The following is an 18,936-nucleotide window of genomic DNA, read 5'->3' on the forward strand; positions in this document are numbered from 1 at the left end:
GAAAGAGTGGTGGGAGTATTTAAGTGATGAACAGAAGGCGGCAATAGAGGAAGGCTTAGATGATATTAAAAACGGCAGGGTTTTTTCTTACGAGGAAATGAAAAAGGAATTTGGGCTTTTATGAGACAGCTTACTTTTTCTAAAAGAAGTATAAAAGATATCAGGGTAATTTCAGAATATATTGAAGCCAAATTTTCTGTTCGAATTAAATTATTATTTTTGGAAAAATTACAAAAGAATCTAGATTATATAATTTTAAATCCTGAAAATTTTCCAAAATCGGAATACCAAAATTTGAGAAAATGTGTGGTTTCGAAGCATACAATTATATTTTATTTGGTAAGTTCGAAACAAGTTCATATCGTTACCGTTTTTGACACAAGACAAAATCCTAAAAGAGTAATTAAAAAAAATTAGTATCTTGGCAATGGACATTCAATTAGAAAAATTAGAACTTATAAAATTATTGGCAGAGACCGATAATCCATCGATAATTAATGATATCAAGAAGATTTTCTATGGAGAAAAGAAAGATTGGTGGCAGGAGCTGAGTGACGAACAGAAAGCGGCAATAGAAGAAGGTATTAAGGATGCTGATGAAGGAAGAGTGGTTTCACACGAGTATTTTATGAAAAAATTTTTGTAGATGAATAGTTTGGTTTTATCTCTAAAAGCCGAAAAACAGCTAGAGAATATTTTTCTGTATGTTGAAGCAAAATTTTCTGAAAGAATTCGTAGGGAGTTAGCCAAAAAGATTTACCATTGTTTTAAGCTTATAGAGAATGATCCAGAATTATTTTCGTTTTCGGACTATAATCGTTCACTGAGAGAATGTGTGGTTGCCAAGTCAACTACTGTTTTCCATCAAAATTAAAAAAGAATATATTGTTGTTGTTTCAGTTTTCGATACAAAGCAAAATCCTAAAAAAGATAAATAAAATAGCATAGATGAAAGGACCTTTATTTTACTCAAAAATTTTACTTTTCGGAGAATACGGAATTATTCGTGATTCGAAAGGTCTTTCGATCCCTTATAATTTTTACAAAGGTGCGCTAAAAGTTTCGGATTTGTCCGATGCGGTTTCCCTGAAATCCAATAAAAGTTTGCAAAGGTTTGCCACTTATTTAGAGCAATTGCAAAAAGACCAACCCAATCTGGTTACTTTTGATATTGAAAAATTAAAGTCGGACATTTCAGACGGAATGTATTTTGATTCTTCTATCCCACAAGGTTACGGAGTAGGAAGTAGCGGAGCTTTAGTAGCTGCGATTTACGACCAATATGCCGACGACAAGATTACCGTTTTAGAAAATTTGACACGCGAAAAATTGTTGAAACTGAAAACCATTTTCGGTCAAATGGAATCTTTTTTTCACGGAAAAAGTTCGGGATTAGATCCATTAAACAGCTATTTGAGTATTCCTATTTTAATCAACTCGCAAGACAATATTGAAGCAACTGGCATTCCAACCCAATCTACGGATGGAAAAGGAGCTGTTTTCTTGTTGGATTCAGGAATTATTGGCGAAACGGCACCAATGGTTACCATTTTTATGGAAAACTTAAAAGACAAAGGGTTTAGAGCGATGCTAAAAAACCAGTTTGTAAAATATACCGATGCTTGTGTGGAAAATTTCTTAGGTGGCGATTTGAAATCACTTTTTTCAAATACTAAAAAACTTTCCAAAGTAGTTTTGAATAACTTTAAGCCGATGATTCCAGAGCAATTTCACGGGATTTGGCAACAAGGGATTGATACAAACGATTATTATTTAAAACTTTGTGGATCAGGTGGTGGCGGTTATATTTTAGGTTTTACTGAGGATTTAGATAAAGCCAAAGCTGCTTTGAAAGACTATAAACTCGAAGTGGTTTATCAGTTTTAATCTTATTTAAATTTTGGTTGGTTACAACCTTTTAAACCTACAACAGCAATGCTAAGCAGAAAAAGCAAACTTTTCTTGATGAAGGTACTTGGTTTGTTTTCTGTCATTCGCGGCTACAATATTCCTATTATTATCTTAGCACAATACCTTTCGGCGATTTTTATTTTGGCGAAAGACAAGTCTGCTTTGGAAACGCTTTTGGATGTCAATTTATTTTTGATTGTTATAGCATCTTCTGTTACCATTGCCTCGGGGTACATAATCAATAGTTTTTACGACAGTAAAAAAGACTTTATTAACCGACCTCGAAAGTCGATGTTGGATCGATTAGTGAGTCAAAAAACAAAATTAACGGTTTACTTCGTACTTAACTTCACGGCTGCTTTTTTAGGGTTGATAGTTTCTTGGAGAGCTTCATTGTTCTTTTCAGTTTATATTTTTTTGATTTGGTTTTACTCACATAAAGTCAAGCGTTACGCCATTATCGGAAATTTGATGTCGACTTTGATGACCATTTTACCGTTTTTTGCTATATTTTTAATGTATTATAAAGATATTGAACATACCAGTTCGTATGTTGTTATTTTCTCGCACGCGGCTTTTCTTTTTTTCTTATTATCGATTCGGGAATTGATAAAAGATTTAGAAAATATTGTGGGCGATTTTTCGAGTAATTACCAAACCATTCCTGTGGTTTATGGCGAGAAGATTTCAAAATATATCATTACTATTTTGAGTGCCTTAACTGTTATTCCGGTGTATGTTTTAATCGAGTTGGACGATGTGGGTTATATGGATATTTATTTTTACGCCTGTTTTATTGTACTGATTTTTTTTGTTATTTATCTATGGAAATCTACTGCAAAAGAACAGTATTTGAATCTGCACAATGTGCTAAAGATTCTGATTGTCGCAGGAGTTTTTTGTATTGTATTGATCGAGCCCTCGGTTTTGATTCATGGAAAGAAATTGTTGCTTTCGATGGGCTTTATGTCTTTCTAAAGCAGTGTTTTACGGCCCAATGTTTCTTTTTTTTGAAATTTATGTAACAATTTTAACCCGTTAAAAATACCTTTAAAGTTTTCGGTAATTTTTGGACGTGGGGATGATGTCGTTGTTTTGCATAATAATTTCTTTGGTATTGTCGGTTTTAATCAAATTAGTGTTTACAATATAGGACTTGTGGCATCGGATGAAATTTGGCGGTAACTGCGTAGCAATTTCTTTTAAACTTCCTCTGGTCGTCTCTTTTTTGTTTTTTGTAATCAGTTCAAGATAATGGTCATCAGCACGAATGTAAAGCAAATCATCAAGGTATACTTTTGACTTATTTTTAAGAACAATATGTTCTATAATGGATTTTTTCTTAACTGTTTCTAACTCTTCCGAAGTTTCTTTTGTTGCTCGTTCGGCTTTTTCTTTTTCCAACGCCAAAATTCTTTTCGTTCGATCTACTTTTTTCCATCGGATAAAGGAATATAGTGCTAAGAGAAAAACTAAAAAAATAAGAACGCCATATACTATTTTATTGCGAACAAACCGATTTTCGAGGTCATCAAGTTGCTTGATTTTAAGGTCTTTTTCTTTCGTTTGAAACTTAACATCAATTTCATAGAAGTTACTGTTTTTTGCAAAATCATTAACCAAACTGTCTAATTTGTCGTAGAGCTTTTCTTGTTTTTTTGCCGCAATTGTATCATTTAACCCTTCGTAAGCCAATAATTTTTGAAAAGCTACAATGCGTGAAATTTTTATGCGGTATTTTTTATTCGAGAGGGTATCGGTTTGGTTTAAATAAAAAAGTGCCTTTTTATAATTTCCTCTAACGCGTTCATTAACGCCAAGGTTGATTAAAGTATAGGTTTGATGTAATAAATCGTTATTTTTTCTGGCAAGTAACAGACTTTCATTTAGTGCTTTTTCTGATAATTCATACTGACGTAAACTGGTATAAAGATTTCCAAGTCCGAGAAGCGTAAGTGCTCGAAACGCATCGTTTGTCTTGTAAAAATTTGTTTTCTGTATCGTTTTTATTTTTTCAAAAGCAACTTTGTATTTTGAACTATCTTCAAAAATATCTTTAAAATTTTCGTATTCAATTTTAGCAAACCATTTATCAGAAGCATCATTCTTTGAAGCCCATTGTAATTCTTTCAGAAAGAATCGTCTGTCTTTTTCGTAATTATGTTTGCTCGATTCTGTGCGGTGTAATTGAAACAATAAATCTTTATATTGTTCGTCATTTAGCGTTTTTCTTTTATTTTCTTTTTCAAAAACGTTATAATAGGTAGCATAAGCCGAATCTTCGCAGTTGATATTGGCGTACAATTCGGCTATTTTTAACTGCTTTAATGCGTTGTGCTTTTTGTTGGTCAATTCCTTTTTTAACCGCACAATCGTTTGCAGCTCATTCTTATAGAAATAATCGTAAGAAATTGAATCTATGGCAATGTTCTGGCTAAAGACGGTGGTGCAGAAAAGTAAAAGGAAGAGATAACGCATAAAATTAATTTGTAATTCCTACTACGCCTCCGTTTCCGGCTTGGCGGGGTATTGCAATTGCTTTTGTCGCTAATTTTGGGCAAGGAAAATTTCCGTTTGCAACAGTTTCATCTAAGCCGTGGTCATCTAAAAACTTTATAAAACAATCTAAATTATTTCTTAAATCTTCACTGTCGTTCCAATAGAACACTCTGATTTTATTAGTTTTCAATTTAAAATTGGCGCTAAATATTAGAGCATCATTTCCTGAACTTTCTATTCTAGCTCCCTTTTCGTTTTTAAAATGGAAAATTACTGCTTCGTCAGTTTTAGTAGAGTCTGTGATTTTTTGTGTTGCAACTAATTTGAAGCAGTCATTGAATATTTGAGAAAATTTAATAGATACTTCTGTGTCTCCTTTGCTATTTCGATAAGCGGTAAGATTGATGTTCATGTTTTTGTGGTTTTAGTGGTTATAGTGTAAATGTATAATTATTATTTTAAGAATTTTAACTTAAAAAACTTTGTTTCGATTTTGTAGATTTTAAATTTTTGATAGTGTAAAGCCGTAATTAATACAAGTTGCGGCTTTAAGCACAAGACTATCGAAACTTAAAGTTTTAATTTTTGATGAATTTCTCCTTGAATAATCCCTCATTAGTTCTGATTTCAATGAAATAAATACCATTTGATAAGTCACTAACATCAACGCTGTTGTTAGCTGTTGTTCTTACAGCGGTTGCTCTTCCAGCAATGTCCACAATCTTTAGATCAAGTATGGATTGTTCTGTTTGAATGTTTAAAATTGAAGATGCTGGGTTGGGGTAAATGGTAGGGTTTGCTTTGACAAACGGCACATTAGTTAAGTTTTGACCTGCCAAGAGGACGGCATAGATTTCGCCATTTACACTTGTTGTAAATTCAAAATTGATATCATAAAATTTGTCAGCACCATAGTTTGCAATGGTTGTATTATAAATTGTATAATTTCCATTTGTATTGTTTAATGGATTTGCATCGTGACCAGTCGGACTATTATTTTGATCTTGATAGCGCACTATTTTTATATCTGCTAAGGTTTTATTTGTGCCATATAAAGCATTAAAATCAGTAACTAATTTATTGAGTTCAGTAGTGGTGTAATACAGTCTAAATGTTCCTTCTGAACCACCAAAACTCTGAGAACCGGGAAAGAAAACACTTTTATTCAAATACATACCTGTTTCGACAATACTATTACCAAAATTGCGTGTTTCGGTTTTGAAAGGAGTTGCTAAATTTATGCTTGAAATGCTATAGCATGCTGATGGCAAACTTCCTGTTCCTGCAAGAACGGCTGAAAATAAATCACCATCACTATCAAATACAGAGTGTGTGGCATTTGTAGTTAAATTTCCAGTGCCGCATTGAACAGGTTCGGCACTTATACCACTTGAAGCAATATTATACCGTGTGCTGTAAACGCCAAATTTATCTGAAACTGCGGCATCAAATTTCAGAAATCTCCAGTCATTAACTTGAGCTAGACCAAGTGGGTGACTGACTCCTGTATTCCCAAAACCAAAATAAACCCCATTACCCGCAGGAATTAAATTTTGACCCTGATTTGCAAAAGACAAATTGGTTACTTGAGACCATGAACTTGTAGTAGGGTTGTATTTTGATAAAACTCCACCATTATGCACTAAATATCCAAATCCGTTAAAAGTAAATACATTTTGATTAGGATGTCCGCTACTTGTATTATTTGTATTTAATGAATGTGCTTCCGTTGTCCAAGTGTTGGTGTCAAAATTATATTTTCCTACTAACTTTTGTGGTGAAAAAGAGACCACATATCCAATATTACCAATAACAAAACTACTACAAAACGCTCCGATGAAAGGGACATTTGTTTTTTGTGTCCAAGAATTTGTTAACGGATTGTATTCATAAAAACCGTCTGTTTGTATTCCATTGATACCTGATCCTTGCCCTGCAAAAAATTTACCGTTATAAGACATTGCAATCATTCCACGTCTTTTTCCAGCAGGATATGGTGCTTTATTAGTCCAAGCATTTGTTATTGGGTTATACTCTACAAGCGCGTCTAAAAATTCTGGATTTGTACCAGTACTCTGGATAAATCGGCTGTAGCCGCCAACGACATAACCTTTCCCAGCTACTTCTGCAGCGGCTCTTTGCGTATGGATAGTTGGTAGGTTTGCTTTTTGTAACCAATTATTTGTTGCAGGGTCATATTCCCAGAAATCATTTATACCTTCATTATCTTCACCGCCACCTACGTAGGCTTTTCCGTTTAAAAAAAACCCGCTTGCTTCAGTACGGTTTTTTCCTACTTCTACATCAATTATAGACCAGGTGTTTGTTGTCGTGTTGTATTTATGAACACTGTCGTCATAAAGACTAACATTTGATGTTATACCTCCAAATAAAAAAATATCATCGCCAATTGTAGCTATTGAACTTGCCTGTTTGCCGGAATTGTTTGTATTAGGTGGATTTGGGGTATTCATAAAATTTTGTTTCGATGTCCAAACATTTGTCAAAGGGTCATATTCGTACCAAAATGAACTTCTATAATCTATAAAAGAAGAAATAAAACTTCTGCCTGTACCAGCATACCCTTTTCCGTTAATGCTGGCGCCGACACCTTCAAAAAAAGCTGTTGGTAAATTAGCTTTAACAGTCCAAATATCGGTTAAAGTGTCGTACTCATAAAATTCATTTCGAAAACAACCTGCTTCATTAGCAGTGCAATTATTAAAAGGTGCTGTTGTACCTGCTCCAAGATAACCTTTGTTACCGATTGCGAATGCAAATGCCCCGCGTCGATTTGCTGGACCAGGATAATCGGCTTTTTGCGCTATCTGTCCATTTATTGGGTTATAGGAAACTAAATCATTTTGGGTAGTACTAACGTAGATAATATTATTTACAACAAACGCTGCGTCTACTGATGCAGTTCCAACCGAAACAGAAATCGGACTTCCCCAGCTGTCGGTTTGAAAGTTGTATTCTGTTATAGAATTTATTTGGAGTAAATACAATTTGTTCTGAATTATAAACATGCCTTTTACGTAAATAGGATTTGCACAGCCGCTACCTAAATTTTTTAACTTGTTTAAAGCGCCTGTGTTTGGATCATATTCTGTGAAATCTTTTGGACCACAGTTTGCATAACCCCCAATAATGTATAGTTTGTTATTATAAGAAACCATTCCTGCTCCGTGTCTTGCAACCATATCGTTTCCCAACGATTTCTTTGTTGCAAACGAGGGTACTTGTGCGTTAACTAACGATAGCGCTAGTAAAAAAAAGAGTGTAATTTTTGTTTTCATAAAGATTTAAGGGTTAATTTTTTTTTATAAAATTGTTGTTTAAAAGAGATTGTATGTTATTCCAATAAAACATGACGGTTTATAAACTTTTTCATACTGTATTTGATAATTTGGGTTGGTATAAAAAAAGTTGTTTGAAGCATCTGTGTATAAATTTGCTGTTTTTAGTTTATCGACTTTTACAAAAGAAACACCACTAGTTATTACTAATCTATTACTTTCGGTAAGAAAGAAACTTACGCCTGTATAAAAACTTGCATTTGAATCATCATTTAAACTTAATCCAACTGATAAACCTGAAGCAAAACTTGGTGTAAAATTGTAATACGCATGAAGCAAACCCCCTAACGCATGTTTAATGGTGTTTTTATTAGACGCTCTTAAATAATTATTTTGATCATTTGGTTTTTGATAAGTTTCAAATGATTCATCACCAATAAAATTTAAAAAATATCCAGCACTACCATTTATCTTAATTTGGTTGTAGGTTTTTACTTTTATAGTTGGATAGGTATGCAAAATTTCATTTTTGTCGTTTTTTATTAAAAAGATGATGTCTGCTTTGTCGTTGTAAACAAATTCCGAACTTATTTTAGTTATGTAATCATGGTGTATTATTTCAGTAAACAAATCACAACCCTTAAAAGTTTCGTTTATGATGTTTCGTTTATTTTTTGGTAAGGTTATACTATCATTTATTGCTTTAACTTTTTTCATTTCATCTTCAAAATAGTATTTCAAATCAAATGATGCAGTCATATTAGTTATCGATAAAGTGTTTTTACCATCTTTTAAATCTCCTTTAAATACAAAATCTCTTTTTTTCAAAATCTCGTTTATTTTTTGATAATTAGCATTTAAATCCGAATATAAACTGCCAATTTTTTCTATTTGTTTTACAATATCTTGTTTTGTTTTTGTGACATCCTCCAACCCGATTGACTGTAATGTTGTTCTTGCTTTTTGTTTAAATGCTGATGTGTCATTAACAAACGTAGATGATTCTTTTATTTGATTTATAAGTAATTCATTGATTGATAAGTAGTTGTTGATTTTATCGAATGAAATTTGGAACTCTTTGAAATTTTGTAAAAACTCATTTTTTGCTGTGTTAATTTCTGTCAATTTAATTATTTGCTCTTTTTGTTCTTTATTCAAGTTTTCAAGACTTTTGATTTGATTGATATACTTCTCAATTTCAGCCCTCTGTGTTATTAATTCACTATTCAAACTATCGATTTCTTTTTTTATTTCTGATGATAGAGAATCAATTTCTTTTAAATTATTATTAAAAGTTAGGTTTTTTTTATAAGTAGATGTTCTATTATAATTGGCTTGTGCGAACTTCAAACTTTCAATTTTCATTTTCACATTTGAATTATTTGAATCTGTCACCACATTTGCAATTTCATTCTCGATTTTCTTGCCATCTAACTCTAAACTTATTTTTTGAAATTCAGCACTACTAAAATCATAATCAATTGATTTAATCGTGGAAAAAGTTTTACTTATAAATGGATTAGTATTCTCAATTTTTAAAATTAAGTTTTCCCCATACTTAATATTATGCATGCCTTTTTTATAAGTTATTACGGCTCCTTTTGCATTAATCTCTGTTTGAGCAAAAATTGAAACCCCAAAAATCAACATCAGTAAACATATTAGATTTCTCATAATTTCATGTATTAAATGTTTCACCTACTCTTTTTGAGGATTTTCGGTTTGCTCCTTTTTTATAAATTTATCAGTAAAAAATTTAATTCTTCAAGGGCTTATATCGTTCTCCTAATATTGAGACTCTACCCATATCTGGTTGAATCATTACCCCAAGTAAATCATATTTGCCATATTCATAATTTCTACTTATGCCACCATCTTGATATTGGATGACTAGAGTATATTGATAGCGTCCGGTACCGCCAACTTGTTTTCGCCATGTGCCATTAGGTTCGCAATCAATCCAAAATTTTATAGCAACAGGTTCTACATCGTGTGGCTGAAAATATCCAGTTCCATCTTCTTTTAAAAGGATCTTCGGATTTCCGCCATCGCCTTCATAAGTATATTCACCAATAATCTCTGGCGGAAATACTTTAGTTACTGTGTAAGAATTTCCCATTACTGTTAAGTTTATAACACTTTGAGCATTTAGGGAGCTAATTGCTAAACTGACGAGCAATGCTAGTAATAATTTTTTCATGATATAGGTATTTGTTTTTTGCCTACTTAATAAAGTTTTCGACTTCTTCTTTCTTGTTATTTTGTTGTAATCATCTTAGCATCAAAATCCTGACATGATTAAAACAAAATATAGTGGCAATTTTATTTAAAAATGATTTTAAAGATTTGATTGAAGCGTTGCTTATTGACGTTCGTATACGGCTGTTCCAATCTTAAAGCTTTGCTTATTGTCATTCATTGCAAGACCTACAATGCCAGTTTGAACCCAGTTTCCGCTGTCATAGTACGTGTGGCTATAGGCATCCCAATAACCACCATTTTGATATTCAACAACAGTTAAATAGTTTCCTCCAATAGCTGCTGAAGGCCATCCTAAAGAACCCGAACTTGTAACTTTTCCATTACCCGCTCCGTTATCAGAGACTCCAGAGATAACAACAATAAGACCTGAATTGGTCTCTTTCCAAGTTCCATTAATATCCGTGGCTGAAAAAGAACCGTCTGAATTGTATGCATCTGTTGCATCTTCTGAACACGATACTAAGAACAAGACGGTCAGAAATAAAAATAGATTTTTCATAATTTTATGATTTAGTTTTTTTGCCTACTCTGATAAGTTTTCGGCTACCCTTTTTGCGCTTTACGAATTGCGAAATTGTCTTTTGATTCGCCAAAATTGCTAAATATTCACATACGTCACGAAAAAATGTCGTGAATGACGCAAAATGTAACGTGAAATCGCTATTTGAATTTAAATTACCGATAATATTGTAGTCTTTTTCTTAAAAAAATCTTTTCAATGGTGTTTATTGTTATTCGCCTATTTTCTCAGAATTCATCTTTTTAAATAGTAATCGTATAAAAACTTTGGTTCAAAGTGTATTTCAATCCACCTTTCTTTTGGGTCATTAGTTAGATACTGTTCTCCCAATATTTTTCTATTTCTTTCTAAATCAAATTCTAAATAATATAAATAGTATCTTTGCACAAATTATGTTGATTTATGAAATGAGCAAGTAAAATAATAGGTTGTAAAACCCATTTTTGAATATGCGAATTCCATATTCCAATAAAAAGCAATAGTATCTACATATGAATAATAAGGAAGGGAATAACAAGCGTTCAGGTTCAAGCAGACCAAGTTCGAATAAGAGTAAACCTGCAATGGCCAAGCGTTCGCAAAAACCCAAAAAGGAAACTCCAGCTAAAGGAGTAACAGCTGAAAAAGGGGCAAAAGCAGATGAAGTGGTGAAGAAACCAAATCAAGCTCCTAAAAGACAAAAAGCTTCAGACGAACTGCGTTTGAACAAGTACATTTCCAATTCGGGCGTATGTTCACGTCGGGATGCTGATATTTACATCCAGTCGGGAAATGTAAAAGTAAATGGCATTCCCGTTACCGAAATGGGATATTTGGTAAAGTTGACGGATGTTGTAAATTTCGACGGTACCATTTTAACACCAGAGAAAAAAGTGTACATCTTGCTGAATAAGCCTAAAAACTTTACAACCGCAATGGAAGAACATGCCGAACACAGAAACGTGTTGGAATTGCTTCGTGGTGCAACTACTTCAAAAATTGCACCTGTAGGAAGAATGGACAAGAATACAACTGGATTGTTATTGTTTACCAACGATTCCGATATGATTCGTAAATTTGGTTTGCCAAGTCAGAAATCATCAAAAATCTACCAAGTGTCTTTAGATAAAAATTTGAAGTTTGAAGATTTAGAAAAAATTCAAAAAGGAATGGTCATAGATGGTCATCGAGTGGCTGTAGAAGAGATAAGCTACATCGACAAAGAGCCTAAAAGTGAAGTAGGTTTGAAATTGAAAAGTTCGAACGTAAAAGTAGTTCGCGCTATTTTTGAACATTTTGAATACGACGTTTTGCGAATTGATAGAGTTGCTTTTGCAGGATTGACCAAAAAGAATTTACCTCGAGGAAATTTCCGATTGCTTACGGAACAAGAAATAATCAATTTGAAAAACGTTTAAAATAGTATTAACAGATACAAACCAAGAAATCCTTTACTTTTGGAGGATTTTTTTATTATACACCCCAATCTTATGAGTCAAAATTTAGATTCCATCGCTTTTAAATGGTTTGCTGCTTTTAATGAGCACAATTTAGAAAAACTGCTGAGCCTCTACGACGATAAAGCCCAGCATTACAGTCCGAAACTAAAAGTGCGAAATCCCGAAACCAACGGACTCATTTCTGGCAAAGATGCCTTACGAAGTTGGTGGCAAGATGCATTTGAACGTTTGCCTAGTTTGCGCTACGAAGTAAAGTCTTTAACATCAAACGAATATCGGGTTTTTATGGAATACATCCGAAGAGTTGACGGCGAACCCGATATGATGGTGGCTGAAATACTTTCTATCGAGAACAATAAAATAATTTTCTCTAAAGTTTATCATGGCTAATATTTTTATGAGAAATTTTCTTACTTTAAGCGCCTCAAATAATAATAAAATTTTAATTTAAAATGAAAAAAATTGTAGTTGGATGTTTGTTTTTAGTAGCCTTTAGTTCTCAAGGACAGGGGCGAGGTATTATAGATGTTTTTCAGAATACAGGTGGCTCTGTTCTTAGAAGTGTAACGGCTGGTAAGGATAAAGATAATGCAATCGGGAGTCCTTACGTAAACGATTTGTTTTTGACTACTCAAATTTCAGGTACTGAAAATGTATTTCAAACAAGATATAATGCATATACCGATGAGGTCGAAGTACGTCATGACGACGCTGTGTTTGTAATTCCAAAAGAAGATCAATTCAGTTCTATTTATTACAAATTGGCAGATTCTAAACTGAAATTAATGCGTTATAATGTTGAAAAAGAAGAATATAAATACGGTTATTTGTTTGAATTATATGTTAAAGAAACGTTTGGAATATATAAGCGCGAGCGAGTAACTTTTCAAGACGAACGGCAGCCAGTGAACGGTTATTCTTTGCCAACACCACCAAAGTACACTAAAAACAGTCCAGAGTACTATTTAAAAATGGATGAAACAAAAGTAATTCCTTTTCCAAAAAACAAAAAAGCATTAATAAGTTTATTTTCTAATAATGAAGAAAAGATCAATACCTTTTTGAAATCAGAAAAAATTTCATTTAAAGATGAAGCAGATTTGATTAAATTGACTCAGTTTTTAGCCACATTATAAAGTTTTCTTTTTCGTAAGCATAAAGTCTTTTACATACAAAGGTTCAAAATAAGCGACATCTACGGTGTCGCTTTTTTTGTACTTTTCAAAACTCAAAAAACTCATTTCTTTAGCCGAAGGGTAAATAATGTTGTCGTGAAAGATAAAATTACTTTTGTTTAAAAAAGCCTTGCATTTGGATGCACCGTCGCCTATAAAATGAATTTCTTGTTCCAACTCTTTATAACTATCCTCCGTAATTATTTCGGCTGCAACAGCTTGAATAGTGTTTAAATTAAGGTCAAAAGCAGCACTAAAGACTTCCATTCTTCGAGCGTCAATCATCGGAATAATTAATCCGTTTGGTATCGAAATTTGAGCGGCTAAACTTTGTAATGTATCTACAGCGATGAGCGGAATATTTAAGGCATAACACAAGCCTTTGGCCGAAGAAACGCCAATTCGTAAACCTGTATAGGAACCCGGACCTTGACTAACGGCAATGGCTGTTAAATCTTGAAACGAAATAGCACTTTCCGAAATTATTTCTTCGATGAAAACGTGTAATTTTTCGGCGTGTGAAAAACCTTCTTCTGCAATTTCGCGCAAAGCGATGGTCTCACCATTTTTGGACAATGCAACCGAACAGTTTTTTGTAGCGGTTTCGATATTTAAAATGAATATGTCTTGTGTTTCCATATTTATCTACCAGCGATTGGAATTCCAAAATAAAATTCTACCACTTTTACTCTGAAAATATAGTCGAATTTTGTTCGAATAACTTCTGATTCTGCATTGGCAAAAAGCGTTTGGGATTGGTTCAAATCAAATGCGTTTAACAAGCCCACATCAAAACGTTCTTGAGCATATTTATACGATTCTTTTCGTGCTGCAAGTGCTGTAACCGCAGCCTCGTAGGCATTTAAAGCTCCTTTAGCATCGGTAAATGCGGTATACACATTTCGTTCCAAATCCAATTCTTGTTGGTTTACCGCAATTTCCGAACGTTTAAAAGCTACTTTGGAGCGCTCTACATTGTTTCGAACAGCGAATCCGTTAAGTATTGGAATATTCAGTTGAATTCCAAATGCATTTCCTTTGTTTTCACTAAACTGGTCAAAAATAGGAGCGGGCCCCTGAATAATAAAATTACCACTTCCATCGCTAGAAATCCGATCAGAATTGGTTGCTCTTGAACTGAAACTGTAAAAACCTCTTAATGAAGGTTGGTAAGCTCCTTTGGCAATTTGTATGTCTTTTTCGGCAACTTCTAAATTGGCTCGAGCAATTTTTAGCTCTACCCGTTCTTCTTTTGCTTTATTGTAAATAGTTTCAGGGGATTGTAACATGGTTTCGCTTTCTGTTAACGCATAATCTGACTCTACAACGTCAAAGTTTTTAAAGTCTTCCAATTGCAATAATTGGGCAAGACTTAATTTTGAAATAAGCAACGCATTTTGGGCTACTACAACCGCTTGTTCGCTTGTTGCTACAGTGGCCGTCATGTCCATTAAGTCGCCTCGAGGAACAGAGCCAGCATCTACAAGTGTTTGCGTACGTTCTTTTTGTTTTTTATTATTTTGTAATTGTTCTTGTTGTACTTTCAAATTTTCTTTATTGAAAAGAATTTGCAAAAAAGCGTTGGCTACATTTAAGGAGACGTCGTCTTTCATTTTTGTTAGCTGATATTGTGCTGCAATTTTTGCCAAATTTGCACGACGCAAACGGTTTTGATTTTGCAGTCCGTTGTAAATATCTACACCCACATTGAGTCCTATTCCGGTGTTTTGAAAGGTTTGCGTTGCCGTAACGTTTGTAATTGGGTTGATGTTTAAACCAATATTCCAATTGTGAGAAGCATTTGCATTTACCGATGGAAGGAAATTTCCAAAGGCATCCTTCTTGTCAATTTCGTTTAGTTCGACGTCTAGTTGCGTTTGTTGGATGGAAATATTTTTCTCAATTGCATAATCGACACATTCTTTCAAGGTCCATTTTTTTTCTTGTGCTTGCGCCAAAGTGGCGGTGAGAATTATAATAAGTGATATATAGTGTTTCATTTCGTATGCTTTATCAAATTGGAATATTAGGTTGGTTGGTTTATTCTACGCCAGTATTCCACACTTTAATTTTGTCGTCTTTGGTAATGCCGCTTTTTATTTGCACATAAATTCCGTCGCTTACACCTAAAGTTATCGTTCTTTTTTCAAATTTTTGAGTTCCAACTTCTACTTCTACAAATGACTTTTTGGTTTTTTCGTCAAATTGAATCAAACTTTCTTTTATTGCCAAAACCTTATCGGCACGTTCCAGGATAATAGATGCATTAGCGCTCAATCCTGCACGAATAAATGTATTTTCTTTATTGTCTAAAGTTCCTTTAATTGGAAACTGAACTGCACCATTTTCTTCAGTTCCTTTTGGCGCGATGTAGTCCAAAACTGCGGCAAATTTTTTGTTTTCAATCGCTCCAATCGTTATTTCTAAAGGCAAATTTAACTTGATTTTACCTACTTCCGATTCGTCCAGTTTTCCTTCGAAAATCATATTTCCTACGTCGGCAAGACTGGCGATTGTTGTACCTTCATTAAAGTTATTGCTTTCAATTACTTGATTTCCAACTTTTACGGGAACATCTAGCACCATTCCTGTTACGGTAGATCGAATCATCGTTTGAGCCAAATTTGCAGTATTTCGGGAAGTCCCTGTTTTGATTATTTCCACATTTTGTTGAGCTGCACGGTAGTTTTGTTGCGATTGTTTGTAGGTAGTTTGTGCTACATCAAATTCATTCGCCGAAATAACACCTTTGTCAAACAATGTTTTTTGTCTTTTGTATAATTTTTCTTGGTTGTCCAGGTCGATTTTTGCACTTTGGATTTGATTGTATCCACTGTTCAAACTGGCAATGTTAGGCACCAACTTAATTTTAGCAATCATGTCGCCCGCTTTTACGTCATCACCTGCTTCAACGTACACTTCTTCGATAATTCCGGAAATATTTGGTTTGATTAAAACTTCTTCTTTAGGTACAATTTTTCCTGTTGCCACAGTACTTTTAATGATGGTTCGTTCTTCGGCTTTCTCGGTTTTGTAAACAATTGGAGATTGCTGATTTTTTTGATATAAATAATATAAAGCACCACCAAATGCGATTGCTAATATAAAAAGGATGATGATTGTTGTTCTTTTTTTCATTTTTGCGGTATAATTTTGTTTTTATTCTGTTCTTAAAGCGTCAATTGGTTTTGTTTTTATGGCGGTTTGAGCTGGAATAAATCCGGCAATCAAACCTGAAATTACTAAAATTAATAATGCAGTTACTACAATGCCTAAGCTAATACTTGGATTGGCAAACATTACTTCTGAAGCATCCGGTAGGCCATCCAGAATTGAGTTTACAATCATAATGATGAAAGTGGAGAAAATAATTCCAGCCATTCCTGCAATTAATGATAATACTACTGATTCAGTTAAAATTTGTCTTCTAATATCCCAAGGAGTTGCTCCAAGTGCTCGACGAATGCCGATTTCTTTGGTTCGTTCTTTAACGACAATCAACATGATATTGATGATTCCGATTACTCCTGAAAGTAAAATTAAACCTCCCACAATAAATGAAACTGCTTTGAGAATTGTGAACAAACCATTTATTTTAGAATATTCGGCATACAAATCAAAGTTTCCAATGGCTCGTTCATCGTCGGGTGCAATAGTGTGTCGTGACTTTAATAGCTCAAAAATCTTTGGTTTTAATTCGGTAATGGGATAGCCGTCTTTGGCAGTTATTGCCATCCAGCCTACAATGTCACCGTAATTAAACGCTTGTTGGAAACTCGTAAAAGGGGTGTATATTTCCTTTTGTTTTTCTTCGGCATCACCTCCCATACTTGAAACACTTTTATAAACACCAACGACCATAAAATTGACGCCGTTGACTTTAACATACGTTCCTAAAACTTCTTCACCTGGGTTATACAATTCTCGTATAATTCCTTCTCCAATCACGGCTATTTTTCTTCGTTGATTGATGTCTTCATAATTGAGAAACCTCCCTTTGATGATTTTCATGGGTTGTTGCAATATATACTCCGGATAATCACCATAAACGTTGTACGCTCCAGTTTTTGTACCTCGAACCACGTTATTACTTCCTCGAAAACCTCCTAGTTGATTTCTTGGAGAAACGTATTGCAGTTGAGTAAACTCTCTTTTTAATGCATCAATGTCGCCATTTTTATAATTGAAAAAACGGCCTTGAGGCAAACCTTTATAGGGTTTAGAAGTTGAACTTGTCCAGATAAACATAGAATTAGTAGACATTCCTCCAAAACCTCTTTTTACACCGTTTTCTAAACCAGTACTTGCCGCTAGAAGAATTACTAAAATGGTGATCCCCCAAAAAACTCCAAATGCCGTAATAAAGGTACGTAAAGGCTTAGCCGATAAGGCTTCCAGTATTTCGTTCCATTGGTCTCTATTAATAATATTATTCATCTCTTAATGCTACAATTGGTTTAATTTTAGCCGCTTTATAGGCAGGTACAAACCCTGCAAAAGCTCCGGCAACCGTCAATAAAATTACAGTTGTTAAAGCAATATTAAAATCTACTTCTGGATGTGTAAAAAAATCGCTTTCTACAAATGGACCAATTCCTGCCCAAAGTAGCAATCCGAAAATCAATCCAATAAATCCTGAAATTAAAGTAATAAATACAGCTTCGTGTAAAATCATTGCAATAATTGAGTAAGGAGTAGCACCTAAAGCTTTTCGAATTCCAATTTCTTTAGTACGTTCTTTTACAACAATTAGCATAATATTTCCTACTCCAACTACACCTGCAATAATGGTCAAAATACCTACGAACCAAAAAAATCCTTGAATCATATCCGTCATTTGATATATTTTTTTGGCTTGCTCTAATGAGTTGTTAATGTATAAAGCACTTTCATCATCGGGAGCGATATTGTGTCTTTCTTTTAAAACTTTGTCCAGTTGTTTCGAAAAACTTTCAGATTCGGCTACAGCTTGGTCAAAATCATCTCTTTTTGGCATAGTAAAAGCCATACTTCTAATATTATCTCCAGCACTGTAAGCTCTTTGAGCAGTAGTTATAGGTATAAAAACGCGGCTTTCTTCACGTTCGCCACCTGGATCGGTAAAAACGCCCACCACTTTATATATTGTTCCTGAGACATTGATGTTTTTGCCTAAAGCCTCTTCATTATTTTTGAACAAATCGGTTTCTACTTTTTTACCAATAACGGCTACTTTTTCGAAATGTTCTATGTCGCTTAAATTAACGAATCGACCGTTTTTAATTTCTGAGTTTTCGATAAATTGATAATTGGGATTTACACCTTCAATTCTATAAGTTCCCGTTTCTTTACCATAAACGATATTTCCACTCCAAACAGAATACAGTTTTGATCTGTTGTCTATATAATTCTCGAATTTCTGTGTAACAATATCGTAATCGCGGTTTTTAAATTTTGTCTCGCGTCCAATTCCTAAACCTTTGAACTCTTTTTGAGTAACTCCAGGATAGATTTCAATTTTGTTGGTAGCATCTTTTGCAAACTGAGTTTGGATTCCGTTTTGAATTCCTCGACCCGCTCCTAAAAGAATTACCAAAATAAAAATTCCAGAAGCAACAGAAACACCCGTAAGAAAAGTCCGTAACTTATTCTTAGCGATTGCCTGAAAAATTTCTTGCCATCGTTCTATGTTAAACATGCGAATTGACTCTTTGTTGGATTATTTTTTTGTCTTCAATGATAATTCCGTCTTTTAAAATCACATTTCGTTTACACATTGCGGCAATATCCGGTTCATGGGTAACAATCAATATTGTTTTTCCCTCGTCGTTGATTCCTTGAATTAGTTCCAT

Annotated in this window: 18 protein-coding genes and 1 pseudogene; 7 read left to right on the top strand and 12 right to left on the bottom strand. The window is 33.8% G+C overall.

All coding sequences use genetic code 11. From position 1 onward, the window contains the following. The first annotated feature begins 120 nt into the window (after positions 1-120). From ACIQ2X_RS05095 to ACIQ2X_RS05110, 4 genes are all read left to right on the top strand, one after another. Positions 121-417 (top strand): type II toxin-antitoxin system RelE/ParE family toxin, encoded by a 297-nt coding sequence (locus ACIQ2X_RS05095; RefSeq protein WP_396177830.1) that lies wholly within the window; start codon positions 121-123, stop codon positions 415-417. Positions 418-427: 10 nt separating this feature from the next. Further along, positions 428-646, top strand: coding sequence for a hypothetical protein (locus ACIQ2X_RS05100; protein ID WP_396177831.1), 219 nt, complete (start codon positions 428-430; stop codon positions 644-646). A 302-nt stretch (positions 647-948) separates the two neighbouring features. Beyond that, a complete protein-coding gene (locus ACIQ2X_RS05105) occupies positions 949-1,887 on the top strand; it encodes a mevalonate kinase (protein ID WP_396177832.1) in 939 nt (312 codons plus the stop codon). 48 nt (positions 1,888-1,935) lie between these two features. Continuing rightward, positions 1,936-2,889 carry a geranylgeranylglycerol-phosphate geranylgeranyltransferase gene (locus ACIQ2X_RS05110; protein ID WP_396177833.1) on the top strand — a complete coding sequence of 318 codons (954 nt, stop codon included), beginning with the start codon at positions 1,936-1,938 and terminating at the stop codon, positions 2,887-2,889. 72 nt (positions 2,890-2,961) lie between these two features. Here ACIQ2X_RS05110 and ACIQ2X_RS05115 read toward each other — a convergent pair whose 3' ends face one another. The 6 genes from ACIQ2X_RS05115 to ACIQ2X_RS05140 form a co-directional block, all read right to left on the bottom strand. Further along, positions 2,962-4,389 carry a LytTR family transcriptional regulator DNA-binding domain-containing protein gene (locus ACIQ2X_RS05115; protein WP_396177834.1) on the bottom strand — a complete coding sequence of 476 codons (1,428 nt, stop codon included), beginning with the start codon at positions 4,387-4,389 and terminating at the stop codon, positions 2,962-2,964. Positions 4,390-4,393: 4 nt separating this feature from the next. Next, on the bottom strand, positions 4,394-4,822 hold the full coding sequence (locus ACIQ2X_RS05120; RefSeq protein WP_396177835.1) for a hypothetical protein: 429 nt from the start codon (positions 4,820-4,822) through the stop codon (positions 4,394-4,396). Positions 4,823-4,988: 166 nt separating this feature from the next. Further along, positions 4,989-7,709, bottom strand: a complete 2,721-nt coding sequence (locus tag ACIQ2X_RS05125) for a kelch repeat-containing protein (protein ID WP_396177837.1) — start codon at positions 7,707-7,709, stop codon at positions 4,989-4,991. Positions 7,710-7,748: 39 nt separating this feature from the next. After that, on the bottom strand, positions 7,749-9,383 hold the full coding sequence (locus ACIQ2X_RS05130; RefSeq protein ID WP_396177838.1) for a hypothetical protein: 1,635 nt from the start codon (positions 9,381-9,383) through the stop codon (positions 7,749-7,751). Between the two features lie 82 nt (positions 9,384-9,465). Beyond that, complete coding sequence (locus tag ACIQ2X_RS05135; protein ID WP_396177839.1) at positions 9,466-9,909, bottom strand: hypothetical protein; 444 nt, start codon at positions 9,907-9,909, stop codon at positions 9,466-9,468. 162 nt (positions 9,910-10,071) lie between these two features. Beyond that, positions 10,072-10,440: a hypothetical protein gene (locus ACIQ2X_RS05140; protein WP_396177840.1), complete on the bottom strand. Its 369-nt coding sequence runs from the start codon at positions 10,438-10,440 to the stop codon at positions 10,072-10,074. Positions 10,441-10,982: 542 nt separating this feature from the next. Between ACIQ2X_RS05140 and ACIQ2X_RS05145 the strand changes: the two genes are divergently transcribed. The 3 genes from ACIQ2X_RS05145 to ACIQ2X_RS05155 all read left to right on the top strand — a co-directional run bounded on the left by ACIQ2X_RS05145 (position 10,983) and on the right by ACIQ2X_RS05155 (position 13,066). Continuing rightward, on the top strand, positions 10,983-11,888 hold the full coding sequence (locus ACIQ2X_RS05145; protein ID WP_396177842.1) for a pseudouridine synthase: 906 nt from the start codon (positions 10,983-10,985) through the stop codon (positions 11,886-11,888). A gap of 72 nt (positions 11,889-11,960) precedes the next feature. Then, positions 11,961-12,320 carry a nuclear transport factor 2 family protein gene (locus ACIQ2X_RS05150; RefSeq protein WP_396177843.1) on the top strand — a complete coding sequence of 120 codons (360 nt, stop codon included), beginning with the start codon at positions 11,961-11,963 and terminating at the stop codon, positions 12,318-12,320. Between the two features lie 62 nt (positions 12,321-12,382). Next, entirely contained in the window at positions 12,383-13,066 is a 684-nt protein-coding gene (locus ACIQ2X_RS05155) for a hypothetical protein (protein WP_396177844.1), read from the top strand. Here ACIQ2X_RS05155 and tsaB read toward each other — a convergent pair. The 6 genes and pseudogenes from tsaB to ACIQ2X_RS05185 form a co-directional block, all read right to left on the bottom strand. Further along, a complete protein-coding gene (gene tsaB / locus ACIQ2X_RS05160) occupies positions 13,061-13,744 on the bottom strand; it encodes a tRNA (adenosine(37)-N6)-threonylcarbamoyltransferase complex dimerization subunit type 1 TsaB (RefSeq protein ID WP_396177845.1) in 684 nt (227 codons plus the stop codon). The two genes, ACIQ2X_RS05155 and tsaB, sit on opposite strands and share 6 nt — an antisense overlap. 2 nt (positions 13,745-13,746) lie before the next feature. Next, on the bottom strand, positions 13,747-15,105 hold the full coding sequence (locus ACIQ2X_RS05165) for a TolC family protein (RefSeq protein ID WP_396177846.1): 1,359 nt from the start codon (positions 15,103-15,105) through the stop codon (positions 13,747-13,749). Between the two features lie 40 nt (positions 15,106-15,145). Beyond that, positions 15,146-16,243: an efflux RND transporter periplasmic adaptor subunit gene (locus ACIQ2X_RS05170; RefSeq protein WP_396177847.1), complete on the bottom strand. Its 1,098-nt coding sequence runs from the start codon at positions 16,241-16,243 to the stop codon at positions 15,146-15,148. A 21-nt stretch (positions 16,244-16,264) separates the two neighbouring features. After that, positions 16,265-17,533, bottom strand: a complete 1,269-nt coding sequence (locus ACIQ2X_RS05175; RefSeq protein WP_396177849.1) for an ABC transporter permease — start codon at positions 17,531-17,533, stop codon at positions 16,265-16,267. Between the two features lies 1 nt (position 17,534). Next, positions 17,535-18,782: an ABC transporter permease gene (locus tag ACIQ2X_RS05180; protein ID WP_396177848.1), complete on the bottom strand. Its 1,248-nt coding sequence runs from the start codon at positions 18,780-18,782 to the stop codon at positions 17,535-17,537. Next, positions 18,775-18,936, bottom strand: a pseudogene (locus tag ACIQ2X_RS05185) (macrolide ABC transporter ATP-binding protein); the annotation flags it as partial. The pseudogene ACIQ2X_RS05185 and the gene ACIQ2X_RS05180, both read right to left, overlap by 8 nt.

The sequence above is a fragment of the Flavobacterium sp. genome (genome assembly GCF_044368625.1).
Classification (GTDB): Bacteria; Bacteroidota; Bacteroidia; order Flavobacteriales; family Flavobacteriaceae; genus Flavobacterium.